The sequence below is a fragment of the uncultured Metabacillus sp. genome, assembly GCF_947503125.1.
In the GTDB taxonomy this organism is placed as follows: Bacteria; Bacillota; Bacilli; order Bacillales; family Bacillaceae; genus Metabacillus.
In genome coordinates this window covers 1-14,889 of sequence record NZ_CANNCR010000014.1, presented here as the reverse complement: position 1 = coordinate 14,889, position 14,889 = coordinate 1, and the positions used below count along the sequence as shown (strand labels likewise).

Here is a 14,889-nt window from a genome sequence, read left to right as displayed (position 1 = left end):
TTTAACCTCTCCTTTCTAATCAGAAAGCAGGCTTATAAGATTTATGCAGTAGGGATATTCCAAGCTAACCTATCTTATAAGCCTTTTTTAAACCAGCTTTGTTTCACTATTTATCGAGATATTTTGATAAATCCCAGTTGTTTTGCTGAATGAGTGAATCAGCTGTCTTTTCCATTTCCTGGTCTGCTATCTTTGCAAACTCCTCTAAAGAGATATCCCCCAAAATATAACTTTGGAACGCTCGGTAAATGGCATCTAATTCCTTCTTTTCGAGGTTTATCCCGCCAAAAACGCTTTGCAGCGGTTTGTTTGCAAGATCTGATAGTTCGCTTAGCTCTTCAATCGGTTTGGTTCCTGCAACTGTAGGAACATTTTCCCCTAATTCATTGACGATTTCTTCATTGTGCTCAGGTGTTGTGATATACATTAACCAATCAACAATTGCCTTTTCCTTTGCAGGTGTTAATGAATTGTTTGCTTGTTTTGATGGAACAGCATATTGGAATGAAGCACTAGGTCCTCCGATCGCTGCTGACGAATCAAAATCAGTGGCAAATTTTGATGTTGCTGTATCTGGAAATGGATTCTTAAAGGATGACCATTCAAAATCAGGATTTGCTGATTTGATTTGCTGTGAAGCCCAAGAACCATCGAAATACATTCCAACTTCACCAGTTAAAAATGCAAGCATGGTGCCTTGTCCATTTGAATCTCCGCCGGTGAAGTCAGGCTGCCAATATTGAGAGAAATCTTTTAGAATTGGCCAAATCGCCATCCATTTTTCATTCTCTGATCCAAAAACGCCCTTTTTAATCGCAATCACCTGATCCTGATTGGTAATCCCCTCATTCCCTGTATATCGAAGATCGTTATATTCATCCGCAAAGAAATTTGTAAAGAACAATCTGGTAAGCCATGTAATACGATCAGTACCTGTAGGAGTTGATGCAAGATTCCATGCAAAAGGAATATACCCAGCATCCTTTAATTTTTGACATGCCTCAATAAACTCTGACCAGGTTCTAGGCATTTCCGTAATTCCAGCTTTTTTGAATGCTTCAACATTGTAATAAGTAGCTGTACCGACATAATCCCCGTTGATGACATAGGTACTTCCATCTGCTGATTTTGTGTCAGAAATGATTTGACTATTTAAAAGTTCATTCCATGGTTTATTGTCTGCGTATGGGTTGGGCTTGTCCAAGTATTTTGATAAATCGGTCAAAGTTCCTTTGGCCAATGCTGTGTTTGCATCATACCACTGAGTCCAAATGATATCAGGCAGCTGTCCTCCGGATGCTTTCGTTCGTACCCATGTCATATAATCTTGATCAGCGGGTAAGCCTTTAATAAATTCGATTTTAACACCTGTTTCCTTCTCATACTCCTCAGCTAGTTTCTTTAATACTGTCGCAGGCTTTTGATTGGCATTTAATACTCGGTTTGGACTATAGGTTCCTGCATACATTTTAATTGTTCCTTTAAATTCTTCATTAGACTGACCAGTTTCTTCAGGAGAAGAGCTTGGCACAATACAGCCGGTTAACAACGAAGTAATCAATACCGTAATAAATGAAACGAACCAAAATTTCTTGAATCTCTTCACTGCGATCCCCCCATTAATCTGAAATTTTATAAGAAAAAATGAAACAACGATATTTTAATAATTTTAATATTCTGATTTTAATCGACATAATGGCCTTATCATTAAAAGAGATTATCTTTGTACTTTCATATCAATCCTTTCGCGTTTAGGATTTAATTTCCACTCATCCCATGTGAGGCCATATTCCGAAAGAATTTTTACTATCCTTCTTTTGAAAGGAAGTCCCTCTTCTCGTAACACCACCTTCATGGGATCTTCGTGACCTCCAAGCTTCGCGTCAACCCAATTTGCTAGTTTCTGTTTATATATCTCAACCTCCCCTGGCAAAAGAGCGGATAGATTCCTTTCTTCACTTGGATCGTTAGACAAATCATAAAGCTCAGAAATAGGTCTCGTAAAAGGTCCTGAATCGTAGGTTTCAATATATTTATACCTTGCTGTTCGAATGCCTCTTGCTGCCTGCCATGCACATTCGCTTAAGTAGATCTCAGAGTGATGCTCGGACTTTTTCCCTTCAATTAACGGCCATAAGCTTTTTCCATCAAGACCTTCGGGCAACTCAAGGCCAATCGCTTCTAAAATGGTCGGCATTAAATCAGCATGTTGAACTAATCCTGTTGGTCTTACACCTTCTGAAATCATACCAGGCCAGCGAATAATTAACGGAATGTGGACTGTTGACTCATAAAGTCCGCAATGATCCCAATAAATATCATGCTCTGTTAAGCTTTCTCCATGGTCCCCGAATAAAACCAGCATCGTCTCATCCAGAATACCTTGATTCAACAAAAATTCATCTAAATCTTCAAGCAAATCATCTAAATATCGAATTTCCGCATCGTATAAAGCGCTTACATATTCGGTATCGGTAATATTTCCAAGCAAATCATAATGATGATACTTAAAAAATGGATAGGCGGGATGATTAAGTGCTGGCTCCATACTTTTATTTGAAGGATCATATGGGTCTTTACCTGCATCATAAAATAATGGAATATGTTTTTCAGGTGGTAAGTATGGTGTATGAGGATCCCAGTAATGAAGAAAGAGAAAGAAATCCTCATCTTTATGTTCCCTAATCCAAGGCTTTGCAAGATCATTAATCGTCTGTCCATCAATCCATCTTGTTTTTCCGATCGTATTCATATAATACTGATAGCCTCTCGCAAACCATTCTTTTAAATGATATAAATTATCTACTGCCGCAGTGGTAAATCCTGCTCTTCTAAGAATATCTGGCAGCCATGCGATTTCTTTTTTTAAATAACTAGATGGTGAACCATGTGAAACAACACCAGTAGTTAGTCCCACTTTTCCTGTAAAAAGACTTGTATGGGCAACCTCTGTTGGGATATCAGATGCGTATGCATTCTCAAATAGTGCACCTTGGCTTGCAATCTTGTCCAAATATGGACTTGTCGGAAGCTGATATCCATAGCAGCCCAGCCTTCTTGCACGAAGTGTATCTAATGAAATAAAAATGATTTTCAACATTTTCCCCCCTTAATCTTTGTTAATGGTCTATTACTGTCTGCTCCAATCAAGAAAATAGCGATATCAACATTTTGTCTTAATATAGCAATTTTTTATCATAAATTCTTTGCTTTCCTTATGTTTAATCATACTGTTATCATCAATATGAAATCATGGTCATTTCGGACATGTTACTGGTTGATCAAGCCAAAAAGAAATCGCTCATGAAATCAGGCAATATTTCCACACCCATTCATAGCGATTTTTTCTTGACTATAAATCTGCGACAAAATAACTTTGTTATCGTTCACAAAATAATGATAGACAAGTAAAAAAATAGTTATTAAAATAATGATTACTCAGTAAACTTTCAGCCAATTTTTATAAGGGCCATTACAAACATTTTTCCATATTAAGTTTTCGTCAGAATGAGGGGATGCTACGATGTTAAAAGACTGGAAAAAAATATTACTGCTTGCCATTCCTTCTATTGCCTCCTTCGCTTCTATGACACTTACTGGTACGATTAACCTTATCATGGTTGGTCAACTCGGGGCACTTGCAATCGCCATTGTTGGTGTTTCGAATATTATCATGTACAATGCTTGGGCGATTTTTTCAGGCATAGGTCATACAGTAAATTATTTAGTTGCACAAAACTACGGCTCTAATAATATGAAAAAAGGGATTGAGCGAACATACATAGCCTTTTATCTTTGTATGATCGCATCACTATTCATTTTCGTCGTTGGCTTGCTATTTCCTGGCGATATTTTTAGAGTCATGGGCAGCTCTACTGAGATGATCGAGCAAGGAAAAAACTATTTACAGATACGATTTTTTGCGATGATGTTTTCGATTTTCATCTTTGTCTTTCATGGCTTTTTCCGAGGTATTGGCGACACAAAAACACCGATGATCAGCTCGGTTATCGGAAACTTGATCATGATTTTTCTTACTTACGGGTTAACGTACGGACATTTTGGTCTACCGGAAATCGGCCTTGATGGCGCAGGGCTTGCGTTTTTAATCGGTGAAGTTGTTACATTTTTGCTATGTGCTTATGTCTATTTTTTCCGCCTTCATTCAAGGTTTGCTACCCGTAAAATTGTACCGTTTAATAAGTCCGAATCAAAACTCATATTTTGGGAAAGTTGTAAGCTAGGTATCCAGGAGTTTTCAATGAGTATGGCGATGTTTGTATTTACTGCTTTTGTAACTCGGCTGGGAACGAATGCGTTAGCTGCAAATGAAGTCGCCTTAAGCGTGATGAGTCTTGGGTTTATGCCTGCATTTGCCTTTGGTTCAACGGCGACGATTCTTGTAGGTCAGGAAATCGGGAAAGGAAAACCTTTAGAAGGCAGAAAAGCTGGTACAAACACAGCCATCTTGGGATGTATCTTTCTTTTTATGTTAGGGATTATCCAATATATACTTGCTGAACCTATCGCAAAAATTTATACCGATGATGTTTCTGTTTACGTGCTTGCATCCAAATTAATCATGATTTCTTCCTTTTTACAGCTGTTTGATGGGTTACTAAACTTTTATGCAGGCGGTCTAAGAGGAATCGGAGATACGTCCTTCTTACTAAAAACATCTCTCATTTTAGGATGGTTATTGTTTATACCGCTTAGCTATGTTTTAACATTTGTCCTAGAGCTTTCAAGCGTGGGGGCATGGATTTCATTATATACTTATTTAACCTTTTTTGGAGTTACGGTCATGATTCGATTTTATCGTCAGGACTGGAGTATTATTAAACTGAAGACCTCCAGTAATGAAATGCGGGAAAGTGTCAGCTGATCTGTACTTATCCTTCACTATTTTTTAAACAAAACAAGCTGAATCATATTCGACTCAGCTTGTTTTATTGTATACGCAGCCATTAAAACAACCCTCCATCTTCATTTGCCCTATTTAATAACCCTTCGAGCTCTGAAATAAAAGTCATTTGGTCATTGTTTAGTTTTGTAGTTGGAATATTAGGGTTGGCAATTATTTTACCATTATCCTCTTGTTCAATATTCAACTGAACATAAAAAGGCTCTGTTACCCCATCTAAATAACCTCTCCAAATATGCAGGGAATGCTCCTTCGTTCCTTTTGTTATCGGTTCTTTTTCAGAGAAAGTAATTTCCTTCCCATGAATTTCTTCTAATCTTTCGACTTTATGCAACCCATCTGTTAATGCATCATATATGGAGTTAAAATAGGTATTCGTATTTTCGATGACAACATTTTGGATCGGATCACCGACTTCCACTGAATAATAGATCGACATGGTTTCCACCTCTTTATTTTATTCTTCTAATCATTTTTCTCGATTTGGTGTTTTTTTAAACTTACTTCGTTTTTCGAGATAAAAAAAGCCTTCTGCCATTTTGACAGAAGTGCTTAACCATTCGTATTACCATTTAGCTATTGGTCTGCCAAAGTGGTTTGTAATGCCTCAATGGCCATTTTGGAATCATGTCCTTTTGCATATAATTTAAGGCTTCCTAAAAAATCATGAAGCTCGCTTGTACTTAAATAACTTTTAGCATTCAAAGTCTTTTTTCCAAACTCAATTAAAATATAACTATCAAATTGGTTTGCTCTTGAAACAATCCGAATTATTTTTTTATGATCGATTTTTTTACTCAGTAAACAATTCACGGCAGCAATCAATTTAATCCCTCCTAGTTAAATTTCATAAAAATTCATATGGAGCAGATAAGCGATCGAAAAATTCATCTGTGGTTGAAAGTTGAAAAGAGGGTGAATATACTGCAAGCTCCATATGACATCATGTTTTGTATTTTAAGAGTACAGAAAAATTTCACCAATAACTACACGTATGTTATGTTTCATTACGCACATTTTAGTTAAAGGTAGTTTATCTGTTATAAAACGTTACATTCATCTATTTTTCGTTCAAAAAAAGGCACTTCAAAAGTTTCCACCTTTAGAAGTGCCTCTTGCTATACTTAGTGACAATATTGTTCAACAACAGCCTTAATTCTGTTGATTCCATCCCATAAACTCCCTGGACCATCATAAACTAATGTAATCGGGCCGTCGTAGCCACTATATGCTACCAAGTCTAACGATTTTTTGTATTCGTCTTCATCAATTTGCCCTGACTTGTCATAATTCGCTTTAGCATGGACAGATTCTGCGTAAGGCATAAGGGTTTCAATAGAACGATATTTCTCTTGCGGTGAAAAATTCCCAAAATCCACTGTTAAACCAAGCTCCCCTTTATTTGAGTCGAGCAGATCCAGACAATTTTCTTTTGTGGAAGCAAGTTGTTTAAAGTTTTCGGTTACAATTCTTATTCCTTTAGGTTTAGCGTATTCTACTAGTTGTTGAAACCCATTTTTTGCGAATTGGATCGCTTCTTTGTTCTTAGGATTCGCCTCACCTGCAACGACACGAACACTTTTTGCCCCAACATTTGCTGCGACATTAATCCATTTCTTAATAAATTCTAGATCAGAGCTTCTTCTCTGAGAATCTTCATTGCTTATATCACCATAGTCAACTAACAGACAATGAAACGTAATACCCGATTTCACAAAGGCATCGTGAAGCTTATGTAAATATTCAGGTTCTATGCTTGGAAAATGGAAATGGCATATTTCTAATGAACGGAAATTTTGCTTTGCTAATTCATCCGGTAACTCTAAAAGTGTCATATTTTCAGGCTGTTCTTCTATTCTTGTTTTTTGACTTCTTTCGTTTTCATCCCAGTATGTCCACTTTAATGGACCAAGCTCTCTATGAAGACTCCAGGTTGTTAATGATAAATGCGGCATGCTGAAAACCTCCTTTTTAATGTTATATGTACATTCAACGAATCCAATTGCTGTTCCTCCTTTTAACACAAAAGAAATATCCAAATGAAAAAAGGTTATCTCAATAACATTCGGGCAGACCCCTGTGAGACAACCTCTTTTGTATAAAGATACTATTTAATTTTCAAAAGAAATTTTTCACCATTTCGTAAGTATGGTCGCAATTTAAACAATGGTAATAAATTGACATAATATCCTCGGTAATTTCATGCTTAGTTTCTTTTCCACAGTTTTCACAAACCTTTTGTTCATACACTTCCATTGAAAACACTCCTTTCATGATGGTGGTATGGAGTAACCATTAAAACTGAAGAATATCCTTATACTGCTTTCCATTCTTACCCATTATACTGGTCCGCACTGACTCATTCCTACACCTTGGCCATTCCCTTTCCTTTCATCATGTAAACACCTTTTGCTAATTGTAAAGAATCAATTAGTTTTTGAATAAATTCCCGCCAATCATAGGACGGATTGTCTTTAGTTTTACTTTATCAAGTACAACAGTAAAAGGGATCTGTCCCCAAAGTGAAGAACATTTTGTTCTTTAGTTGTGGAGAAAAGACCCTTTCGTTAGTTATTAATCTCAACTTATTATTAAAGTTTTTTTGCAACTTCATGGTCCGGTGATGTTCTATTTCCGGACGAAGCTTCATACCCTACCTGATAAGTTCCCTTTTTTGATTGTTTTACAGCTTCCGGCATTTTGTATTGCTCCAAATCATCTTGAAATTGTCTTGCACTAGGTTCTTTTTGCATGACTTACCCCTCCAGCATTGTTATTCTGCTTTTATTGAATCGGTGATCCGGTAGATGTGTGCTGAACAACCCATTCGCGAGTTACATCAGTAACATTTTGCCAATTAGGGATCCTATTTTGATGTTCTTGGATCCAGCTCATGCAAAATTGCGGATCAATACTATGCTTTTCACATTCTGCTAAAAATGACTGAACTGTTGATTCATTACAGTTCTCCCATGTCCCACACGTTTTTTCCCATATATCTTCCATTTTCTCTTGTACTGAACCATCGATTGATGAACGATTTCCATTTTGATCAGTCATGAGAATACCTCCTGATTTCATGATGCTTTCATAAACATACATCTTCATTTTGTCCCAATTTACAAAAAAAAATGTGGTTACCAATAGGAAACGCAAAATGAAATTGCAATTAATATAAAGCAAGAATATTTGGAGCTTATTAGAACCATCTTACATACTAACCTATTTTACCAAACAAACTGTTTTGTAAATCACTTACAAATTGTTTCAACTCTGCTTCTTAATCATTTATCAAAACGTAGGGCCAATCCTCCAAATCCCAAAGTCATGCTGCTTAAGAATTTCAGATTTTGTTAGCTTACCGGAACTGACTAAACGGATTTCATTAAAAATCCTTTTTCCAACCTCCTCAACGGTTTCCTTACCTTCAATAATGGTGCCTGCGTCTAAGTCCATATTTTCTTCCATTCTTTGAAACATTGGGGTGTTAGTAGAGATTTTAATAACAGGAGCAATAGGTGAACCTGTTGGAGTACCTCTGCCGCTCGTAAACAATACCACCTGTGCACATCCTGCAACCATCCCTGTCTTCACCTTTCATCAATTTACTTAAGAATGAAATATAGTGTTTAAAATGAATGATTGAGCTTTTACACTTGTGATGTGGCAGAACCAAAATTATTAAACTTCTACTCTATTGCTTAACCCAACTGACATCACATTAAAAACGCATACATTTTTGATTATAAGTGTTAATAGTACAAGTAAAGTTTATTATCATGCATTTGATCATGATACAACAATTGACCTTAACTTTTCACAGGCTAAACAATTTTATGGAAAAGTGAATTAATCATGATGAATTAGCAAAGGCTGTCTTAATGTGTCGTTCCTATCCGACAATGAGACAGCCTTTCCTAATTTAAGAGCCTTTAACAAAAACAGTTTTTATAGATGTGAAAAATTCAATCGCTGCCTGCCCTTGTTCGCGGGAATGGGAGCTTGATTGTTTCATCCCTCCAAATGGTGCTTGCAATTCAACACCTGCACTTTCAGCATTAATTCTCACAAGACCGGCATCCATATCTTCAATGAAATGGAGCATTTTTTGAATATTGGTTGTAAAAATTGATGCGCTTAAACCAAATTTTACATCGTTCGCGACTTTTATTGCTTCTTCCATTGAATCCACCTTAATTAAGGCAAGAACAGGTCCAAAAATTTCTTCTTGGGCAATTGTCATCTGGTTATCCACTTCATCAAATACAGTTGGTTCAATAAAGAAGCCATTTGCTCCATCCTTATCTACATAACGGTTTCCGCCAAGAAGCAGCCTGGCACCTTCTTCCTTCCCTTTTTCGATATAAGATAACACGGTTTTAAGCTGGTTTTCGCTGGCACATGGACCCATCCAAACGCCTTCTTCCAAACCATTTCCGACCTTTATTTCTTTGACTTTTGCAAGAAGCTTTTCTTTAAATACATCATATACATCTCGATGGATGATCACACGACTTGTTGCGGTACATTTTTGTCCAGTTGAATGAAGACCTCCACTTATGGTAGCTTCTACTGCTAAATCTAGATCGGCATCATCTGCAACGATTACCGGGTTTTTACCACCCATCTCAAGCTGGTATTTAGCTCCGCGTGCCAAAGCTCCTTGGCCAACAAGCTTACCAACAGCGTCAGAACCAGTAAAGGTGATGCCATTGATGCCTCTATGATCTACAATCCCTTGACCAATCACCGTTCCTGAACCTGTTACCATATTGATTACTCCGTTCGGCAGTTGTGCCACTTCAAAGCATTCCATCACCTTCGCAGCAGTTACAGCTGTCTCCTGTGCTGGTTTCAATACAACTGAATTACCATAAATTAATGCGGGGGCTATTTTCCAAATTGGAATTGCGACTGGGAAATTCCAAGGTGTGATCACTCCAACTACACCAAGCGGGGTCCGAGTTGTAAACATAAGCGCTTCTGCATCTGAGGATGGAATCACATCGCCAACCTTTCTCATCCCTTCTCCAGCATAATAACGCAAAATTGCAACACCTCGAGCGGTTTCTCCTTTAGCTTCTGGAAGAGTTTTACCCATTTCACGGGTCATTGTTTCAGCAATTTCATCGATACGTGATTCAAGAATATCGGCTACTTTAAATAAGTAATTTCCCCTCTCTGCCCCAGAGAGCTTTCTCCAGCTCTTTTGTGCCTCAGCTGCTGCTGCAACTGCTTCATTTAAATCCTCACGTGTTGACTTTTGTACATATCCCACAACATCATTACAATCTGCTGGATTAATACTTGCATCAACTTCTGAATTGGATGCTTTCACCCATTGACCATTCACAAAATTAAGATAGGTTTTTACCTCCGTCTTCGTTGCCATTTTGCTATTCCTCCTCTATTTATTTAGTGGTATATTTTCAATAGGAAAACAACTTCTAATGACTAGTTATTACTTTTGAAACTTGACTTTTCACTGGGTTACGTAAAACTCCGATACCAGATATTTCGATTTCAATCCTATCCCCATCTGCTAAGCTAAATTCATTCGGCGGAACAATACAAGTTCCGGTAAGCAAAACCGTACCAGGAAAAATGATATTGTCTCTTTTTAAAAAGCTAACAAGTTCATCAAATTTACGTTTTAACTGATTTGTATTTGCCTTCCCTTCAAATACTTGTTCTTCATTTCGAAAAATCCTACAGGAAATCTCAAATTGATAAGGATCTTCTACAGTTTCTGCCAGAAGAATGGCCGGTCCAATAGAACAGGATCGTGACCACATTTTTGCTTGTGGCAAATAAAGCGGATTTTCACCTTCAATATCACGACAGCTCATGTCGTTGCCGATTGTATATCCGATGATTTCGCCATCGTAATTAATGACAAGCCCCAATTCCGGTTCTGGAATTTGCCAATTTGAATCACTTCGTAGGAAAAGCTCACCATTTGGACCAATCGTTCGTTCTTTTGTTGATTTAAAAAAGATTTCCGGTCTCTTGGCGTCATAAACTTTATCATAGAAGGTCGTTACGTCAAGCTTGCCGTTTGTAGCTTCATAATTGCGGGCTTCCTTGCTTTTTAAATAAGTTACCCCTGATGCCCAAACCTCTGGTGCTTCAATGGGGACGAGAAGCTGTAAATCTTCTATCCTATCATTTAAAGGCAGACTATCTTCAATTATTTCGTTAATTAGTTCAACTGCTGACAATTTTCTCTTTTTAGCATGCTCCACTAAATCAACTGCATTTTCGTAAGGGAGTGAGAAAAGCTTATTTTGATTTGTTACTGCTGCCAGAATCACTTGTTCTTCTTTTTTAAAACGGATCAATCTCATGTTTACCCCTCCATTTGTTTTATCATATAAAACTAAGTTTTCATAAATGGATAAAGTAAAAATCCTATTTATCCATGCACCCATACCCTAATTTTTTTGACAATTCCTTTGCTTCTCTTTTTAATAGCTCAATATGCATGGAGATTTCCTTCTCATTAAAGCGCAAAAAAGGACTGGAAATGCTGATAGCCGCAATTACCTTTTTAGAATAATCATAGATCGGAATAGCTACGCAATTAACTCCTGGTTCATTTTCTTGTTGATCGCGCGAATATCCTTTTTCCCGAACCCCTTCTAGCTCCTTTAGAAAGCTTTCTTTTTCTGTGATGGTATAGTCAGTCCGCTTGACAAATTCATATCCATCCAGAATTTCCTCGATTTCTGCACTTGATTTAAAGGCTACCAGCGCTTTTCCAACCGCACTGCAATGAATGGGAATTCTTCTGCCAATTCGTGAATAAAGTGCACTGGAAGTAACTCCTTCTACTTTATCAATATAAACCCCTTCTTTCCCGTCAAGAATAACAAGATGAACTGTTTGCAGCGTTTCTTTTGAAAGTTTATCAAGATGGGGCTTCGCAAGTGGTCGAAGGTCCATACTTTGAATGACAAACTGACCACGCTCAAATAGCTTCATTCCTAAACGGTACTTCCCATTTTCAGGATTTTGTTCTATATAATGATGTGCCTGTAATGTCTTTAGCAGAGAATGAACGGTACTCTTATGTAGTTTTATTCGTTCACTTATATCGGTTATTTTTAATTCAGTTTCATATTCATTAAATAGGTCTAATATTGTTAATGCTCGTTCGACAGATTGAATAATAGGCAATGGTATACCCCCTTATAAACATACGTTCCTTCTACGGATGATCTTGTATACATTTTTTGCATCAAGTATTAAAAGGAGTATACTAGTCAATATTTTTTTATTATGTTGACTCGTCGACCACCTCCTATTATCATGCGCTTTTTTAGCAACGCTTTCTTAATGTAAAGGTAAGAAACACCTTATTGTTTTACATTATAAAACGTCGTTTTTTATAATCATCTACACTTGCATTATATTTGAAAACACTTACATAAGTCAATTCATTTGTCAGAATGTTCTTTGTATTTAACGCTCAATTCGACAACAAACTTGCTTTATTTCTAGACTTAAACAATTAATGAATGGCCGGAAATGGATATTTCCGGCGTAAAAATGTACCTTCGTTATTGGTCAGGCATCCTCTAATGATTGTTTTAAATCTTCGATTAAGTCTTCTGAATCCTCTAAACCAACAGAGATTCGTATTAACCCATCTGTTATGCCTAGTTTTTTTCGTCTTTCTGCCGGAATGGAGGCATGTGTCATGAAAGCTGGTATTGAGATAAGGCTTTCAACAGCTCCAAGGCTTTCAGCCAGAGTGAAAAATTTTACATTTTCCAGTACTTTTTTCGCTCTTTCAGCACTTCCGACATCAAATGAAACCATACCGCCGTAGCCTAAAGCTTGCTTTTTTGCGATTACATGATTCGGATGGGTTTCTATTCCTGGATAATATACCTTTGAAACTTTATGATGATTTAATAAGTAAGCAACGATTTCCTTAGCATTTTTTTCATGTTCTTCCATCCGAATGCCTAACGTCTTAATCCCCCGCATTAATAACCAGGAATCCTGTGGACCGAGAACACCCCCTGTAGAGTTTTGAATAAAATGAAGCTCCTCACCCAGAATATCATCATTTACAACAACAAGTCCTGCAACGACATCACTGTGTCCTCCCAAATATTTTGTTGCACTGTGAAGGACAAGATCTGCCCCTAATGCCAACGGATTTTGCCAGTATGGAGTACTAAAGGTATTATCTACGATTGTTAATAGACCATTGGCTCTTGCAATATTTGCTGCACCTTCTATGTCCGTGATTTTTAATAATGGATTGGTTGGCGACTCGAGAAAAAGGGCTTTTGTGTTTTCTTTAATCCCTTTCTTTAAGTTATTTAGATCACTTGTATCAACAAATGTTGCCTCAAGTCCAAATCGGTTTAGCACCTTCGTCATCACTCGGTATGAACCGCCATACACATCATCTGTCAGTAAAATATGATCTCCATGATTAAACAACATCATGATTGCCGTCATCGCAGCCATCCCAGAACTAAAGGCAAATCCTCTCTTCCCACCTTCCAATTCTTTTATCAATTCTTCCAGTGCGTGCCTTGTAGGATTACCTGTTCTAGAATATTCGAACCCTCGATGATTTCCGGGACCATCTTGCTTAAAGGTGCTTACTTGATAGATTGGTGTGCTCACTGCGCCTGTCTGTTTGTCTCCAACAATACCTGCATGAATCAGTTTTGTCTTTTTCTTCATTCTACAGTCCCCCCTGGTAAATGGCTTTGCTTACATATCTCTCACTTGAATCAGGAAAAATCACAACTATGTTGGTATCCGTTTTTGCTTGTTCTGCTTCTTTTATTGCTGCAGAAAATGCAGCCCCGGAAGAGCTCCCAACAAGCAATCCCTCTTTAACCGCCAGTTGTCTAACCATAGAAAAAGCATCCTTATCATCAATTGTATAAATAGAATCAAAGTAGCTTCGATCCATATAAGATGGAAGAAATTCCATTCCAATGCCCTCTGTTTTGTGAGGGCCAGGCGGTCCGCCGTTTAAGATGGAACCATTTGGTTCAACAATGACTGTTTTTATCCTCTGATTCCTTTCTTTTAAATACCTTGCTGTTCCCATAAACGTTCCTCCCGTACCAGCACCAGCTACTAAAATATCAATCTTTCCATTGAGCTGCAGCCAAATTTCAGGAGCCAATGTTTTATAATAAGCAACTGGGTTTATAGGGTTTTCAAATTGGTTCGCATAATAAGCATCTGGAATTTCATTTCTTAACTCTTTCGCTTTTTCAATCGCTCCCTCCATGCCAAGCTCTGTCGGAGTATTGATAATGGTTGCTCCAAGCGCTCTCATTAATTCTTGTTTTTCAAAACTAAATTTTTTCGGAACACAAAAGATCACGTTAATTCCTTTATTTACTGCTGCCATGGCTAAACCAATTCCGGTATTCCCTGCAGTGGCTTCAATAATAGTCCCGCCTTCTTTAAGTGCACCACTTTTTAGTGCCTCATTCAGGAGTTCTTGTCCCAGCCGATCCTTAATACTTCCGCCAGGATTAAAAAATTCTAACTTTGCGAAGATCCTTACTCCTTTAGGAATTGGAAACTGTGTTATTTCCAGCATCGGGGTCTGACCGACTAATTCGTGAATGCTGTGAACTACCTTCATCAAGTCACACCTCTTTTTTATAGATTTTTAACTTTCCTGAGAATCAAACTACTTGTATGCTAAACTTTTACAGCATCAATAATCCAGACAAACCGATTGCATCTATGGAAGGTAACTTGAAAATTATTCATTTCAAGAGTTTGTTGCATGAAAGGAATGGTCGTATAGTATTCCCTCTGTAAATCCTCAGCAAGTGTAAAGAATTTTGCCGCTTTTGCTTCTTTAATCGCTTTTTTATGATCATCGCTAGTCGTTGATTATTGCAGTTGAAATGAGCCACTTATGCGGAGTTTTGAGCCAGTCATTGCGGAGAAAAGAGCCACCCTTTGCG

At 37.5% G+C, this 14,889-nt stretch carries 14 protein-coding genes and 1 pseudogene; 1 reads left to right on the top strand and 14 read right to left on the bottom strand.

Features of this window, described 5'->3' with window-relative positions:
* Window positions 1-106: 106 nt before the first annotated feature.
* Window positions 107-1,606: an ABC transporter substrate-binding protein gene (locus Q1B07_RS11705; protein ID WP_299090015.1), complete on the bottom strand. Its 1,500-nt coding sequence runs from the start codon at window positions 1,604-1,606 to the stop codon at window positions 107-109.
* A 111-nt stretch (window positions 1,607-1,717) separates the two neighbouring features.
* Window positions 1,718-3,100: a sulfatase gene (locus tag Q1B07_RS11700; RefSeq protein ID WP_299832803.1), complete on the bottom strand. Its 1,383-nt coding sequence runs from the start codon at window positions 3,098-3,100 to the stop codon at window positions 1,718-1,720.
* Window positions 3,101-3,523: 423 nt separating this feature from the next.
* Here Q1B07_RS11700 and Q1B07_RS11695 point away from each other — a divergent pair, with 423 nt between their 5' ends.
* Window positions 3,524-4,885, top strand: coding sequence for an MATE family efflux transporter (locus Q1B07_RS11695; RefSeq protein WP_299832800.1), 1,362 nt, complete (start codon window positions 3,524-3,526; stop codon window positions 4,883-4,885).
* Between the two features lie 82 nt (window positions 4,886-4,967).
* On the opposite strand, the gene Q1B07_RS11690 is transcribed toward Q1B07_RS11695, so the two are convergent.
* From Q1B07_RS11690 to Q1B07_RS11635, 12 genes and pseudogenes are all read right to left on the bottom strand, one after another.
* Window positions 4,968-5,363 carry a hypothetical protein gene (locus Q1B07_RS11690; RefSeq protein WP_299090021.1) on the bottom strand — a complete coding sequence of 132 codons (396 nt, stop codon included), beginning with the start codon at window positions 5,361-5,363 and terminating at the stop codon, window positions 4,968-4,970.
* Window positions 5,364-5,500: 137 nt separating this feature from the next.
* Window positions 5,501-5,749: a hypothetical protein gene (locus tag Q1B07_RS11685; RefSeq protein ID WP_299090023.1), complete on the bottom strand. Its 249-nt coding sequence runs from the start codon at window positions 5,747-5,749 to the stop codon at window positions 5,501-5,503.
* Window positions 5,750-6,048: 299 nt separating this feature from the next.
* Complete coding sequence (locus tag Q1B07_RS11680) at window positions 6,049-6,879, bottom strand: TIM barrel protein (RefSeq protein WP_299090025.1); 831 nt, start codon at window positions 6,877-6,879, stop codon at window positions 6,049-6,051.
* Window positions 6,880-7,042: 163 nt separating this feature from the next.
* Complete coding sequence (locus Q1B07_RS11675) at window positions 7,043-7,180, bottom strand: hypothetical protein (protein ID WP_299090028.1); 138 nt, start codon at window positions 7,178-7,180, stop codon at window positions 7,043-7,045.
* A 335-nt stretch (window positions 7,181-7,515) separates the two neighbouring features.
* The gene (locus Q1B07_RS11670) at window positions 7,516-7,677 is read right to left on the bottom strand and encodes a hypothetical protein (protein WP_299090031.1); all 162 of its coding nucleotides are present in this window, start codon (window positions 7,675-7,677) and stop codon (window positions 7,516-7,518) included.
* 31 nt (window positions 7,678-7,708) lie between these two features.
* On the bottom strand, window positions 7,709-7,984 hold the full coding sequence (locus tag Q1B07_RS11665; protein ID WP_299090034.1) for a hypothetical protein: 276 nt from the start codon (window positions 7,982-7,984) through the stop codon (window positions 7,709-7,711).
* Window positions 7,985-8,215: 231 nt separating this feature from the next.
* A pseudogene (locus Q1B07_RS11660) lies at window positions 8,216-8,512 on the bottom strand (altronate dehydratase); the annotation flags it as partial.
* A 334-nt stretch (window positions 8,513-8,846) separates the two neighbouring features.
* Window positions 8,847-10,316, bottom strand: coding sequence for an alpha-ketoglutaric semialdehyde dehydrogenase GucD (gene gucD, locus Q1B07_RS11655; protein WP_299090036.1), 1,470 nt, complete (start codon window positions 10,314-10,316; stop codon window positions 8,847-8,849).
* 55 nt (window positions 10,317-10,371) lie between these two features.
* The gene (locus Q1B07_RS11650; protein WP_299090038.1) at window positions 10,372-11,271 is read right to left on the bottom strand and encodes a fumarylacetoacetate hydrolase family protein; all 900 of its coding nucleotides are present in this window, start codon (window positions 11,269-11,271) and stop codon (window positions 10,372-10,374) included.
* Between the two features lie 64 nt (window positions 11,272-11,335).
* Window positions 11,336-12,103, bottom strand: coding sequence for an IclR family transcriptional regulator (locus Q1B07_RS11645; RefSeq protein WP_299090040.1), 768 nt, complete (start codon window positions 12,101-12,103; stop codon window positions 11,336-11,338).
* Between the two features lie 390 nt (window positions 12,104-12,493).
* Complete coding sequence (locus tag Q1B07_RS11640) at window positions 12,494-13,633, bottom strand: bifunctional cystathionine gamma-lyase/homocysteine desulfhydrase (protein WP_299090041.1); 1,140 nt, start codon at window positions 13,631-13,633, stop codon at window positions 12,494-12,496.
* Between the two features lies 1 nt (window position 13,634).
* On the bottom strand, window positions 13,635-14,558 hold the full coding sequence (locus Q1B07_RS11635; RefSeq protein WP_299090043.1) for a PLP-dependent cysteine synthase family protein: 924 nt from the start codon (window positions 14,556-14,558) through the stop codon (window positions 13,635-13,637).
* Window positions 14,559-14,889: the final 331 nt, after the last annotated feature.

Coding starts and splice junctions, on each gene's coding strand:
- Q1B07_RS11700 (WP_299832803.1), bottom strand. CDS start 3,100: ATGTTGAAAATCATTTTTATTTCATTAGATACACTTCGTGCAAGAAGG.
- Q1B07_RS11695 (WP_299832800.1), top strand. CDS start 3,524: ATGTTAAAAGACTGGAAAAAAATATTACTGCTTGCCATTCCTTCTATT.
- Q1B07_RS11690 (WP_299090021.1), bottom strand. CDS start 5,363: ATGTCGATCTATTATTCAGTGGAAGTCGGTGATCCGATCCAAAATGTT.
- Q1B07_RS11680 (WP_299090025.1), bottom strand. CDS start 6,879: ATGCCGCATTTATCATTAACAACCTGGAGTCTTCATAGAGAGCTTGGT.
- Q1B07_RS11675 (WP_299090028.1), bottom strand. CDS start 7,180: ATGGAAGTGTATGAACAAAAGGTTTGTGAAAACTGTGGAAAAGAAACT.
- Q1B07_RS11670 (WP_299090031.1), bottom strand. CDS start 7,677: ATGCAAAAAGAACCTAGTGCAAGACAATTTCAAGATGATTTGGAGCAA.
- Q1B07_RS11665 (WP_299090034.1), bottom strand. CDS start 7,984: ATGACTGATCAAAATGGAAATCGTTCATCAATCGATGGTTCAGTACAA.
- gucD (WP_299090036.1), bottom strand. CDS start 10,316: ATGGCAACGAAGACGGAGGTAAAAACCTATCTTAATTTTGTGAATGGT.
- Q1B07_RS11650 (WP_299090038.1), bottom strand. CDS start 11,271: ATGAGATTGATCCGTTTTAAAAAAGAAGAACAAGTGATTCTGGCAGCA.
- Q1B07_RS11640 (WP_299090041.1), bottom strand. CDS start 13,633: ATGAAGAAAAAGACAAAACTGATTCATGCAGGTATTGTTGGAGACAAA.
- Q1B07_RS11635 (WP_299090043.1), bottom strand. CDS start 14,558: ATGAAGGTAGTTCACAGCATTCACGAATTAGTCGGTCAGACCCCGATG.